The following is a 13,237-nucleotide window of genomic DNA, read 5'->3' as shown; positions in this document are numbered from 1 at the left end:
TGATTGTTAGATCAACGAGGGCGCGGCATGAGTCGACTGATCAACCTTTCACGCATTGCCTATTTCCACGAAGCTGCCCGTTGCGGCAGCATTCGCGCGGCTGCCGACCTGCTGAACGTCGCCCCATCGGCGGTCACCCGGCAGATCCAGCTGCTGGAGGCCGAACTGGCGACGGTATTGCTCGAGCGGCGTGGCCGGGGCGTGGCGCTGACGGAGGCGGGCAAGCAGGTCATCGAGTTTCACCGCGAACAGGAGGCGCATCTCGGTGACCTTCTGGGCCGGCTTCAGTCGCTTCGGGAGATGAAAACCGGCCACGTGAGCCTGGTTCTGGGTGAGGGGTTCGTCAACGACATCCTCAACGGTCCCTTGCCGCGGTTCTGCAAAGCCTACCCAGGCGTGAAAATCAGCCTCGACTCGGCGGGTACCAACGAGCTGATTCGCAAGGTGCTGGAAGACGACGCCGAGATCGGGCTGGTCTACAACCCGCCGACCCACCCCAAATTGGTCTCTCGCGCCTGCCGTGTGCAGCCGATGAAAGTGATCTTCAGCCCCGACTCGCCGCTGCGCAAGGGCGACGGGCCCCTGCGTGCCCGTGAGTTGCTGGACTATCCGCTGGCGGTCACCTATTCCACGCATGGCGTCAGGCAACTGGTGGATGTGCTGGAGCTGGCCGAGAAAGTCAGGTTCGACCCGGTGATGACCACCAACTCGATCGCCACGCTCACCCAGTTCGCCAAGACAGGGCTGGGTATCGCCTTCCTGCCGGCATTCGCCATAAAAGCAGAGCTGGACGCTGGGGAACTGCTGTGCCGGGATGTGGGCCATCCACTTTTCCTGACGGCCGAAGCCCACGTGGTAACGCGTGTTGGGCGCCGGTTGTCCTCGGCGGCTGCGCGTATGCTGCAAGTGCTGACAACGCAGATGCAGGCTTTCAAGTAAACGCAAGTATGGCACTTGACAGGGCAAGTCGCGTCTGTATTCTGATGACAAGCGTAGTCAAAATGTGAGAACAATAATATGCATTATGACCTGATCATCAAGAACGGCCTGGTCTTCGATGGCGTCAGCCACAATGGCGTCGCGGCGGATGTTGGCATCCAGGACGGGCGTGTTGTTGCCGTCAGTGCATCAGCACTTGACCCGGCAGTGGCGGCAGCGGTACTGGATGCGAAAGGTTGCTGGGTGATGCCCGGTTTTCTGGAAATGCACTCGCACTACGATGCGGAGATATTGAGTTCTGCTGCATTGAAAGAATCCATCCGCCACGGTGTCACCACCGTGGCGACGGGTCTTTGTTCGCTGAGCATGGTTTCAGCTTCGGCGCAGGATTGCGCGGATCTGTTCAGCCGTGTGGAGTCCATCCCGCATGACCATGTACTGGACCTGCTGACCACACATAAGCGTTGGTCATCGCCGGCCCAGTACCGCACCTTCCTCGAAGGGTTGCCGTTAGGGCCGAACGTGGCGTGCTACATCGGCCACTCCGATATCAGGGCTGCCGCCATGGGGTTGCTCGAGGCCACCACGCCGCGGCCACCGACCGAGCAGGAACTGCGCAGCATGGAGGCCCTGCTCGATGAAGCTTTGGACCAGGGGTTCCTTGGCCTGTCGGTCATGAAAACCAAGATCGACCGGGTGGCCGGCGAACGTGCATGGTCGCGCCCACTGCCCTCGACCTTTGCCAGCTGGGCCGAAATGGCCCGGCTGTTCAAACGGCTGCGCGCTCGCGGGGCGATCCTGCAGGGCGCCCCGGATGTGGCCGAGCCCTCCAGTGCGGTACGCCTGATGTTCGCTGCCTCGGGCTGGTTCCGGCCAAAGCTGAAAACCACGTTGCTCACGGCGCTGGACCTGAAGGTGAAGCCCAGCCTGCAGAAGATGGTTCGCCTGAGTGGCTGGGTTACCCAAAAGCTGCTGCGCGGCAACCTCAAATGGCAGTTTCTACCGGCGCCACTGCGGGTCTACAGCGCGGGGCTGAATTTCAACAATTTCGACGAATTTGCCGGCGGCCTGGTGCTGCGCAACCTGAAGAACGAAGAGGACCAGTACGCAGAAGCCACCAAGCCCGAGTTCCGTGAATTATTCAAACAGGGTTTGGGCAGCGTATTGAAAGTAGGGCTCTGGCAACGCGACTTTTCCGACGCTTATGTCACAGCCTGCCCGGACCCAAACCTGGTTGGCCGCAATTTCGGCGAAATCGCCAGGTCGCGCGAGCAGGACCCTATCGACTGCTTCCTCGATCTGGCGGTGCAGTACAAATCCGAGCTTGTCTGGACCACGCTTATGGGCAACAGCCGGGTCGAGGTCATGCACAAACTCATGCGCAGCCGCAGCGTCCATGTCGGCTTCGCTGATTCCGGGGCGCATATTCGTGGCCTGGCTTTCTACAATTTCCCGTTGCGCTTCCTGAAATATATCCGCGATGCCCACCTGGAAGGTAACCACTTCATGAGCGTGGGCGAGGGGGTGGCGCGTGTCACTTCCGAACTGGCCGACTGGTACGGGCTGGACGCAGGCAGGCTGAGGCCTGGCGCCCGGGCAGATATCGCCATCGTTGACCCCCAGGGCTTGAACAGTGACCTGGACGCGGTCAGCGAAGACCTCATCGAAAATACCCCGCTCAGGCGGTTGGTCAACCGCAACGACCAGGCAGTGCTGGCCACGTTGGTCAATGGGCGAGTGGCCTATGCCAGGGACGGTGGGTTCGCCAAGGACCTTGGCGTAGCGCACCACTATGGCAAATTCCTGCCGGCCCGTACTCAGCCTGCCTGAGCAAGAGGATCACCAACATGCACAGAACCATAGGGCAGTTCATCGATGGCAGGCAGGTCTACGCCAGCGGTTGCAGCACATTCGACTCGATCAACCCAGCCAACGGCCAGCTGTTGGCCACTGTCGAGCAAGCCAGCGCAGGGCAGGTCGACGACGCCGTGCTGTCGGCCAGCGCGGCGCAACGCGAGTGGGTCAAGCTTCCGGTGGCTGAGCGCACTGCGATAATGCTGGATGCAGCCAAGCTGATCTTGCTGCGCAATGACGAACTGGCGCAGCTGGAAACCCTCGATACCGGCAAGCCAATCTTCGATACCTCCAGGGTCGACATCAAAGGCGGGGTAGCGGTCATGCGCTACTTTGCCGGCTTGATGGCGGCTATCGAAGGCCGGCAGTCACCTGTGGGCGAAACAGCGTTCACCTATACCCGACGAGAACCGCTGGGTGTGGTGGCCGGGGTAGGCGCCTGGAACTACCCCCTTCAGATCGCCATGTGGAAGCTGGCGCCCGCGCTTGCGGCTGGCAATGCCATGGTGTTCAAGCCCAGCGAGTTGACACCCTTGTCCACCCTGCGCCTGGCCGAACTGCTGGTCGAGGCTGGCGTACCCGCAGGGTTGTTCAATGTGCTGCAAGGCAATCAGGCCGTGGGCAAGGCGCTCAGCGAGCACCCAGGTATCGCCAAGATTTCGTTCACCGGGAGCGTCGCGACCGGCATGAAAGTGATGACCAGCGCCGCCGGCACACTGAAGAAGGTCACCATGGAACTGGGTGGCAAATCACCGTTGATCATTCTGCCCGACGCCGATATCGAGCGAGCGGCAGATATTGCGGTAATGGCTAACTTCTTCAGCAGCGGCCAGGTGTGCACCAGTGGTACGCGGGTGTTCGTGCACCGCGCTATCCAGGCCAGGCTGCAGCGCGCAATCCTGAAACGGGTTGAAAATATTGCGATTGGCGACCCCAGTGACCCGCGCACGCGGTTCGGCCCTTTGGTCAGCCAGGCGCACCGCGAAAAAGTGCTGGCCTACATTCAAAGCGGTCGCGACGCCGGCGCGACATTGCTGTGTGGCGGGCACCTGCCGGCAGGGCAGGCGTTCGCGGCAGGCAGTTACTTGCTTCCGACTGTGTTTACGGACTGCAGCGACGACATGCAGATTGTTCAGGAAGAGATATTCGGGCCGGTGATGAGCCTGTTGACCTTCGACAGCGAGCAAGAGGTGATCGCGCGTGCCAATGCCTCGGTACTAGGCCTGGCGGGCGGCGTGGTAACCCAGAACATCTCCCAGGCGCACCGTATCGTGCACGCGCTGGAGGCGGGTATCTGCTGGGTCAATACCTGGGGCCAGGTGCCGCCTCAAATGCCCGTTTCCGGCAGCAAGCTGTCCGGTATCGGCCAGGAGAACGGCATCGAGGCACTGCTCGAGCACACGCGGACCAAATCGGTATTCATTGAACTGGGCAGCTATCAGTCCGTTTTCCCACCCTGCTGATCGTACAGGGCTGCGCCAGGCACCTTGGCGCAGCCTTCGATCAGGGCAAGCCCTGTGTCGATCAGCACGTTCACAGGGTCCCGGTATTGGCTCAAGGTCCAGTAAACGGCAATCTGGTTTATTGCCCCGAGTATGCCCATGCACATGTACAGTTCCGAGGCGACCGGCTTGAAGCCACCGTAGGTGCGGTTGATCGCGGACAACAGGAAGTTGCAGAAGCGCAAGTTGTTCTGCTGGTAGAGGTTGTCGACGCGTTGGCTTACCCCGAGCACTTCGACCAATACGATTTTCGCCACCAGCGGGTCCTGCATGGCCTCGAAAAACGTGGCGAGGAACTTGCGGCCTGCGTGCTGTTGTACCTGGTCGTGGTCCTGGTAGAGCTGGTTCAGGCGTTGTTCCAGGTCGTCCATGATCGATACGTACACCGCGCACAGCAGCTCTTCCGTGCCCTCGAAGGACTCGTAGAAGTACCGATCGGTGAGTTTCGCCTCGCTGCACAGGTCGCGCACGGTCGTGGCGCGGTAGCCCTGGGTGCCGAACAGCTGCATCCCCGCCTTCATGAAGGCCTCCCGGCGGGCCTTGATGCGCTGCTCTTGGCTGACGCCACGGTAGGAGCGCTCGGCACCCCCGGAGGTTTTGCTCATTGTGGCCACCCTTCTAATAAACTGAATTCCATTGTAGTCAAAATTTTTAAATCACGACAAGCGCGGCTCTTTCGCACAGCGCTGTGCCGTTCAGTCACGGAAAAAGGCACTGATTTAAGCAACAAAGCCGCGTACGAAACTGAATGGTCAGCGCCGCTAGACGATTGACAGCAGCCAGCCTTGGACGCATCTTGATGACATGCATCGTCAGATAATTCGAGTTTGGACCTTGCTCTGGTCGCGTCACTCCGGTGCGTAAAAAAACAAAAAGACATCCCAGGAGCAGTACTGATGAAACCTTTCCGTTTTGCTGACCCTTGTGGGTCGAAAAGCAGGGTTGCATGGCTCGGCTTTGCGTCAGCTATCACCTTCACCCAGCCCGCTGCAGCGCTCGAATTTGCCCTCGCCGATGGCGATATCACCGGCACCCTGGATAATACCGTGTCTTTCGGCCAGGTATGGCGAGTTCAAGGCCAGGCGAAAAACAACGATGCGCTCAATGGCAACGACGGCAACCGCAACTTCGATACCGGGCTTGTTTCGCAGGTGTTCAAACTGACCTCGGAGCTTGAGGCCAAGTACCAGAATTATGGGCTGTTCGTTCGTGGGTCGGCGTTCTATGACACGCAGATAATGGATAAACGCAGTGACTACTACAACAACCCGGCGGTGGTAGAGCCTAGCCAGAATTATCCAAAGGATGACAGCTTTACCCGCAGTACCCGACACCTCGCCGGCCGCTCTGCCGACATTCTGGATGCCTACGTATACGGGGCATGGGACGTGGCCGATCACCCCCTGACGGTGCGTTTCGGCAGGCAGGTGTTCAACTGGGGTGAGTCCTTGTTCTATCGAGGCGTGAGCGTTTCGAACCCCGTGGATGCGGTCAAGTACCGCTTGCCTGGCTCTCAGGTCAGGGAAGTGCTTGTGCCGGTTGAGGCGCTGAGCCTGAATTTCGGCCTGACCGACAACCTGTCCATGGACGCTTACTACCAGTTGAAATGGAAAGAAACGGCGCTTGACCCGGTTGGCAGCTACTACTCCACCACCGATATCTTCGGGCCGGGTGGCAACACTGCGTACGCCCAGGTCCCTGCATTGATTCCGGCAATGGCAGCGTACGGCATGGCCACCCAGATCCCGGGCGGCCTTGGCCAAGGCCCCTACAATGCCAGCCGCTACCTCGACCCCGCCACGGGCATCTTCAAGGTCAGCAATGTGCAGTCGGACGACAAGGCTCGGGCCAGCGGGCAATACGGTATTAGCCTGCACTATATTGCCGAGGCCTTGAATGCCACCGACTTCGGCTTCTACTTTGCCAATTACCACACCAAGGAGCCCGTACAGCAGATCGACACCGGCGCCTACCGTGGCGTCGATCTGACCACGCTTGATTCGCTAATCGGCCCCAGCGCCGCCCGGGCATTGGCAACCCTGGACCTGTCACAGAATGCCAATGTGCGCCGTGAGTATGTCGAGGACGTTCGCATGTACGGCCTCAGCTTCAATACCACGATAAACAATGCGTCGGTTTTCGGTGAAATTTCCTATCGGCCGAATCTGCCGATTGCAATCAGTGCAACCAACGACCTGGTGGGTGACCTTCTCGCGCAAGGCGTGGCGGGTACGTCGGGGCTGTACGACGCCAACCTCGGCGGCGCGCAGGCGTGTGCCTCGCTGGGCGGTAAGCCGTTCTGCCGGGGCGGGGTCTATTCCAACTACGAGCGTGTCGAGTCGATCAACGCCTCGCTGGGCACCATCTACAACTTTGGCCCGTCGTTGGGCTTCAACTCGTTGGTCGGCATTGCCGAAATCGCGACCCAGTCCTACCACGGCAGCGACTTGAGTTATACCGGGTACAACCCCACCCCGGTAAAGCGCAAGTTCGCCGGCACCCCAGACACCACCGACAACCCCATGACCCGCGAGGCGTATGGCTACACGCTCAGCATGCAGGGCACCTGGACCAACGTATACGCTGGCGTGAACCTCTCGCCGTTCTTCGTCCACACCAACAACTTCAAAGGCAACTCCGACCTGACCGGGAGTTTCATGGAAGGCCGAAAAGGCTACACCTTCGGCGTCAAGGCTGATTACCTGAGCCGCTTTGAAGCCGGCCTGCAATACACCCTGTTTACCGGTGCGGGGCAAAGCAACCTGATCCGTGACAGGGACAACGTCAGCATGGACGTGAAGTACTCGTTCTAACGAGGTATTCATTCTTTCAAGCAGGGCTAACCATGAAATACTACGTCAAGCATGCCAAGTGTCTTTCTCTCGTCGTTGGCACCGCTATGCTGTTCGCCTTCGGCGCAGCACACGCCGCTGTGTCCGAACAACAGGCAAGCCGGCTGGGTAAAGACCTTACCCCCCTGGGCGGCGAAACCGCGGGCAACGCCGATGGCAGCATCCCCGCCTGGACCGGCGGCCTGAGCAAACCCCCGGCCGGTTACGTGCCAGGCCAGCATTACGTTGATCCGTACCCGGACGACAAACCGTTGTTCACCATCACCGCGGAAAATGTCGAGCAGTACAAAAGCAAACTGAGCCCCGGGCAGATCGCCCTGCTCAAAGCCTACCCGCAAACCATGTCTTACCCGGTCTATACCACTCGCCGCAGTGCTGCCGAGCCACAGTGGGTGTACGACAACACCCGGCAAAACGCGACCACGGCGGAGCTGGCCGAAGGCGGCAACGGCTTCATCCACGCATTTGGCGGTATCCCGTTCCCGATCCCGCAAAGCGGCGTGGAGGCCCTGTGGAACCATATCGCTCGCTACCGCGGTACCTATGTGGTCCGCAAACTCTCGGAAGCCACCGTTCAAGCCAATGGGCAGTACAGCCTGGCCACTTATGACCAGGACGTCCTGTTCAAGTACTACGTCAAAGGCGGCAGTTACTCGACGCTGAACAACATCCTCTTCTATTACCTCAGTGCCGCCCGTAGCCCGGCCCGTATGGCGGGTGAGGCGTCGCTGGTATACGAAACGCTGAACCAGGTGGCGGAGCCACGCATGGCCTGGGGCTACGTGCCAGGGCTGCGGCGGGTGCGTCGCGCCCCTACCATCTCCTACGACACGCCGGACAGCGGTTCCGATGGCCTGATCACCGTTGATGACCGTGATATGTTCAACGGCTCCCCCGATCGCTATGACTGGAAGCTGGTCGGCAAGAAAGAAATCTACATTCCCTACAACAACTATCGAATCGCCAGCCCGCAGTACAAGTACGATGACATCATCAAGCCCGGCCACCTGCTCAGTGCGCCGACCCGCTTCGAGTTGCACCGGGTGTGGGTGGTAGAGGGCACGTTGCGGCCAACGGCGCGGCATATCTACTCGAAACGGGTGTTCTACCTCGACGAAGACAACTGGCAAATCGCGCTTGCCGACCGCTATGACAGCCACGGCGAACTGTGGCGGGTATCGATAGGCTACATGAGCAATTTCTACAACGTGCCCACCACCTGGACCACCGTCGACGCATTCTATGATTTGCAGGCGCGCCGCTACATGGTTCAGAAGTTGGAAAACGAGGAAAGCAAAACGCTCGACTTCAGCCAGCCAGTGCCCTCCGAAGACCGCTACAAGCCTGCAACCCTGCAGCGCATGGGCAACCGCTGACACGTGCCGCCAGGCGGCTCTGCCCGTGGCGGGCGGTGCCGCAGGGTTTCAGATGCAGGGCTGGCCGTGCCATGCCAGCCCGGCATTCTCGAAAGCTCATTCCGCCCATTCCGGGTCGCCCGTGAACACCACCGTCAACCAGCGGTTCGGCCCTTCACCGCCCACGGCTTCACCAATCTCGTTGCGCCACGCGTCCCATTCATCGATGGTCTTCGCTGCCATGGCCTTGGGTACGATGAAGTACAGCTCGATCTCGCGTGAGCGCCCGACCTTGGCAACATAGGCACGGTAGGACTGCAACCCGTGGCGGGCGACAAAGGCCTTGGCCACTTCGTCCACGTGCAGCTTGAGGTCGCCTGGGGTGACCAGGAAAATGTCCGCCAGGGCCTGGCGCACCACCGCCATCGGCAGCGGCACAATCACCAGGCACACCAGCGCCAGTACCGCCGGGTCGATGTACGGTGATACCCACTCCCATGAGGTTCCCTGAACCGCGTAACCAAAGCAGAAGGCGATCAGCAGCGCAGCGGTGATGCTGGCCGACATCACCCAGCCCTTGACGTCCATGGCCACGAAGTCCGACTTCAGCTGGCGGTTGGCGCGGGCCTCGACCAGGGCGATGGTCACGCAGCAGATCACGGTCACTACCGCGTAGACCATGGCAATGCCGAACTCCAGGTGTCGGCCGCCCTGCAGCAGGCTGCTGACGGCGTTGATCAGGGCATAGACCGCCACGCCGCTGAGCAGGATGCCATTGAGTGCCAGCACCATCGGCTCCAGGTGCCAGAAGCCCATGGTGAAACGCTCGCGCAGCTTGCGCGACATCTGCACGCTGGTGGTATGCGAGGTGATCAGCTTGACCACCACCAGCGACAGGCCGCTCATGCTGGCGTCGACCAGTGAGTAAACGCCATCGAACATGATCGAGAACGACCCGGAGGCCACGCCGAAAGCGATGCCGATGCTGGCGATGAACAGGGTGACGGCGATCGAGGTGCGCAGCAGGCCCTGTTCGCTGGCGATGTCGAAGAACGAGGATCGGGGGGCGGTTTGCATAAGGTGTGCTCGGCAAAAACGATGATGCTGTGGTGCCTGTGAGGGCCTCTTCGCGGGTGAACCCGCTCCTACAGAGGGGCATGGCTTCAAAGGCCAGTGCGGGTCCCTGTGGGGGCGGGTTTACCCGCGAAGAAGCCCTTACAGATTAGACGCGGAACTGCTCCATGAGCGCTTGTTGCTGGTTGGCCAGCCGGTTCAAGGCCTGGCTGATGCGAGCCGCCTCGTCTGCCTGGCCTGCCAGCGATTGGGTAACGTCGCGAATGCCGGCTACGTTGCGGTTCACCTCTTCGGCCACTGCGCTCTGTTCCTCCGCGGCCGAGGCAATCTGCAGGTTCATGTCGCTGATCACCGCCACCGCCTCGCCAATGCGTTGCAGTGCCGGCAGGGCCTGCTCCATGCGTGCAGCACTGGCCTGCGCCTGGCGTTGGCCCTCGTGCATGGCGCCCACGACATCCTGGGTGCCTTGCTGCAAACCTTCGATGACCTGGCGAATTTCCTCCACCGACACCTGCGTGCGCTGTGCCAGCCCGCGCACCTCGTCGGCGACTACGGCAAAGCCACGGCCGGCTTCCCCGGCACGGGCTGCTTCAATGGCCGCATTCAGTGCCAGCAGGTTGGTCTGCTCGGCGATGGTACGGATGACTTCCAGTACCGTGCCGATCTGAGTGCTGCGGCCCTCCAGGGCGCGTGCGTCGGCCATGGCCGTGTCCATGTCCAGTGCCAGCCGGTCGATGCCCTGGCGGGTGCTGTCGATCAACTGCAGGCCTTCCTGGCTGGCCTGGTCGGCGGCACGTGCCGCCTGGGCCGCCTGCGCGGCGTTATGGGCGACATCCAGCGCGGTGGCGCTCATTTCGTTGGCCGCGGTGGCCACTTGCTCGATTTCACGGTGTTGCTGCTGCATGCCGGCGCTGGTCTGGCTGGCGATGGCTGCCGACTGGTCGGCGGTGCCTCGGGCCTCCTGCAGCGAGCCTTTGACCTGGGCGATGACCGGCTGCAGTTTGTCGAGGAAGCGGTTGAACCACGCGCTGAGCTGGCCCAGTTCGTCCTGGCGGGCGTAGTCCAGGCGGCGGGTAAGGTCGCCTTCGCCGCTGGCGATGTCTTCAAGCCGGGCAGCCACCGCCAGGATCGGGCGGGTTACCCCGCGGGCCGTGAGCCACACCAGCAGCAAGCCCAGCACTGCCGCGCCCAGGCCGATCAGCAGGCTGGTCAGGTTGGCACGCTGGTTGTGCGCATCCAGGCGCTGATTGAGGGCTACCGCGGGCGCCTGCAGCACGCTTTCCGGCACTTCCAGCAATACCTGCCACGGGGCGGCGTCGGGAATGGGCGTGAAGGGGTGCGCAACCCGTAACTGGCCAGCGGCAACTGCAGGCTCAACGGGTTTGCCGAGCATGCTGGCGTCGCGGCTATTGCCTGCCAGCAGGCCGGCCGCGCTGGCGATGCTCACCTGGCCCTGACCCTCGAACAGCTCGCGGCGGCCGTTTGTGCTCAGTTGCTGCAGGTTGTCCAGGCTGATATCCAGGCCGACCACGCCCACCACTTTGCCATGTTCCAGCAAGGGCAGGGCGATGCTGGTCATCAGTACCTGGCTGCCGTTGACCTCGTCCAGATACGGTTCCAGCAGGCAGGTTTTGCCGGTCTCCAGTGGGCAGGTCAGCCAGCGGTTTTTCGCCGCGCCGTTGCTGCCGATGCTGGCGTCGCCGAGCAGCGCTTCTGGCATGGCTTCGCGCTCCAGGGTGCCCGGGCGCGGCTGCGACCAGTACAGCGAAAAGCGCCCGCTCTCGTTGCTGCCCACCGCGTCCTGGCCGCGGTACTGGCTGTCTTGCTGGTCCAGTGCATCGGGTTGGAACACCAGGTACAGGCCGATCATGTCAGGTTTGCCGGCCAGGCTGGCTCGCGCCTGGCGGGTGAGTTCGGCGCGCAGGTCGTTGCCACCTCGGGCTTGCAGCACTTGCACCAGGCGGGCAAAGCCATTGCCGTATTGATAAGCGTCCATGAAGTAGCGCTGAATGCGCAGGGCCTGGGTTTCGGCATGGGCCTCCAGGCGCTGCCGCGCGCTGCTGTCGAGCATGGCGGTGTTGGCTTGGTTGACCAGCGTGGCACTGCGCTGTGCCTGAGTCAGCGAGGTGGCCACCAGCAAGGCGACGATGGCCAGCAGGCAAAGGCCGGCCAGCAAGGTGATCTTCCATTGGATGGAGAGGCGGCGCAGCAGCATGGAGCTTTCCTTTTCGAACACTGCAACGCCCGCGGCCAGGCGCGGGCGTTGTGGGTAGCGTGGGTCATTCAGGCACGTAGTTGGGGGGCGCCGAGCGGAACGCCTTGGTCAGCCAGCCCAGGTACAGCAGGCCGAGCGCAGCCCAGATACCGCCAAAGATCAGCGAGTGGGCATTCAGGTCCAGCCACAGCGAAACGATGATGCAGAAGCCGATGGTGGGCAGTACCAGGTACTTCAGCTGGTTGGCCAGGCCCTTGCGGTTGCCCTCGCGCAGGTAGCAATGGTTGATCACCGACAGGTTGACGAAACTGAACGCCACCAGCGCGCCGAAGTTGATGATCGAGGTGGCAGTCACCAGGTCGAAGAAGATCGCCGACAGCGAAATGATGCCGACCACGGCAATGTTCAGTACCGGTGTCTTGTAGCGTGCGTGCAGGCGGGCGAAAACGCGGGCCGGGATCACGTTGTCGCGGCCCATCACGTACAGCAGGCGCGACACGCTGGTCTGCGAGGCCAGGCCCGAGGCGATGGTGTTGATCACCGTGCAGGCAATGAACACCGACTGGAACAGTTTGCCCCCGACATACAGGGCGATTTCCGGCAGGGCCGCCTCGTGGTCATGGAAACGCGCCATGGTCGGGAAGTAGGCCTGGATGAAGTACGACACGGTGATGAACACCACGCCACCGATCAGGGCGGTGAGGAAGATCGCCCGCGGGATGGTCTTGCCCGGGTCGCGGGTTTCTTCGGACAGGCAAGTGACGGCGTCAAAGCCCAGGAACGAGAAGCACAGGATGGTCGCGCCGGCGGCCAGTGCGCTGAACTGGGTCTGACCGTCGGCGAACGGGATCAGGCTCCAGGCCGTGCCAAGCCCTTCACCGTGGTGCAGGCCACGCACGCACAGGTAGATGAACACGGCGATGATCGCCACCTGCACGCCCACGAACAGCAGGTTGAAGTGCGCCACCAGGTTCACGCTGCGCATGTTGATCAGGCTGATGAGGGTCACGAAAGCGGCTACCCACACCCATGCGGGTACTTCCGGGAACATCGCCGAGAGGTACAGCTTGGCCAGCAGGGCATTGACCATTGGCAGCAGCAGGTAATCCAGTAACGACGACCAGCCGACTAGGAAACCCACGTGCGGGTTGATCGCGCGCTGGGTGTAGGTGTAGGCCGAACCCGACTGCGGGAAGCGTTTCACCAGGGTGCCATAGCTGACTGCGGTGAACAGGATGCCGGCCAGCGCCAGGATGTACGCGCTGGGCACGTGGCCGGCGGTTATCCCGCTGACGATGCCGAAGGTGTCGAATACCGTCATCGGTGTCAGGTAGGCCAGGCCAATGATGATCACGTGCCACAGGCGCAGGGTTTTGCGAAGTTGGCCGTTGCTGGCAGCGCTAGGGTCATGCTGCATGCTGGCATGGCTCCTGTTGCTGGGCGCGA

The 13,237-nt window shown here is 61.7% G+C and carries 9 protein-coding genes; 5 read left to right on the top strand and 4 right to left on the bottom strand.

Annotated features, from left to right (window positions below; genetic code table 11):
- Positions 1-27 precede the first annotated feature (27 nt).
- The 3 genes from FPB55_RS18930 (at position 28) to betB (ending at position 4,256) form a co-directional block, all read left to right on the top strand.
- Positions 28-939: a LysR family transcriptional regulator gene (locus FPB55_RS18930; RefSeq protein ID WP_054913438.1), complete on the top strand. Its 912-nt coding sequence runs from the start codon at positions 28-30 to the stop codon at positions 937-939.
- A gap of 78 nt (positions 940-1,017) precedes the next feature.
- On the top strand, positions 1,018-2,769 hold the full coding sequence (locus tag FPB55_RS18925; RefSeq protein ID WP_054913439.1) for an amidohydrolase family protein: 1,752 nt from the start codon (positions 1,018-1,020) through the stop codon (positions 2,767-2,769).
- A gap of 17 nt (positions 2,770-2,786) precedes the next feature.
- Positions 2,787-4,256: a betaine-aldehyde dehydrogenase gene (betB, locus tag FPB55_RS18920; RefSeq protein WP_047149757.1), complete on the top strand. Its 1,470-nt coding sequence runs from the start codon at positions 2,787-2,789 to the stop codon at positions 4,254-4,256.
- Here betB and FPB55_RS18915 read toward each other — a convergent pair.
- Positions 4,232-4,900, bottom strand: a complete 669-nt coding sequence (locus FPB55_RS18915) for a TetR/AcrR family transcriptional regulator (RefSeq protein WP_115294561.1) — start codon at positions 4,898-4,900, stop codon at positions 4,232-4,234. The two genes, betB and FPB55_RS18915, sit on opposite strands and share 25 nt — an antisense overlap.
- A gap of 291 nt (positions 4,901-5,191) precedes the next feature.
- Here FPB55_RS18915 and FPB55_RS18910 point away from each other — a divergent pair, with 291 nt between their 5' ends.
- Together FPB55_RS18910 and FPB55_RS18905 are read left to right on the top strand one after the other, a co-directional pair.
- Positions 5,192-7,108: a DUF1302 domain-containing protein gene (locus FPB55_RS18910; RefSeq protein ID WP_178097527.1), complete on the top strand. Its 1,917-nt coding sequence runs from the start codon at positions 5,192-5,194 to the stop codon at positions 7,106-7,108.
- A gap of 32 nt (positions 7,109-7,140) precedes the next feature.
- On the top strand, positions 7,141-8,523 hold the full coding sequence (locus tag FPB55_RS18905) for a DUF1329 domain-containing protein (RefSeq protein WP_144189034.1): 1,383 nt from the start codon (positions 7,141-7,143) through the stop codon (positions 8,521-8,523).
- A 96-nt stretch (positions 8,524-8,619) separates the two neighbouring features.
- Here the strand turns inward: FPB55_RS18905 and FPB55_RS18900 are convergent, their stop codons facing one another.
- The 3 genes from FPB55_RS18900 to FPB55_RS18890 form a co-directional block, all read right to left on the bottom strand.
- The gene (locus FPB55_RS18900; protein WP_009684086.1) at positions 8,620-9,579 is read right to left on the bottom strand and encodes a cation transporter; all 960 of its coding nucleotides are present in this window, start codon (positions 9,577-9,579) and stop codon (positions 8,620-8,622) included.
- Between the two features lie 145 nt (positions 9,580-9,724).
- Positions 9,725-11,791 carry a methyl-accepting chemotaxis protein gene (locus FPB55_RS18895; protein ID WP_144189032.1) on the bottom strand — a complete coding sequence of 689 codons (2,067 nt, stop codon included), beginning with the start codon at positions 11,789-11,791 and terminating at the stop codon, positions 9,725-9,727.
- A gap of 64 nt (positions 11,792-11,855) precedes the next feature.
- Complete coding sequence (locus FPB55_RS18890; protein WP_009684088.1) at positions 11,856-13,208, bottom strand: APC family permease; 1,353 nt, start codon at positions 13,206-13,208, stop codon at positions 11,856-11,858.
- Between the last annotated feature and the right edge of the window lie 29 nt (positions 13,209-13,237).

This window comes from Pseudomonas sp. BJP69 (genome assembly GCF_007633355.1).
Classification (GTDB): domain Bacteria; phylum Pseudomonadota; class Gammaproteobacteria; order Pseudomonadales; family Pseudomonadaceae; genus Aquipseudomonas; species Aquipseudomonas juntendi.
The sequence above is the reverse complement of the archived record's forward strand: the minus strand, read 5'-3'. Positions and strand labels throughout refer to the sequence as shown.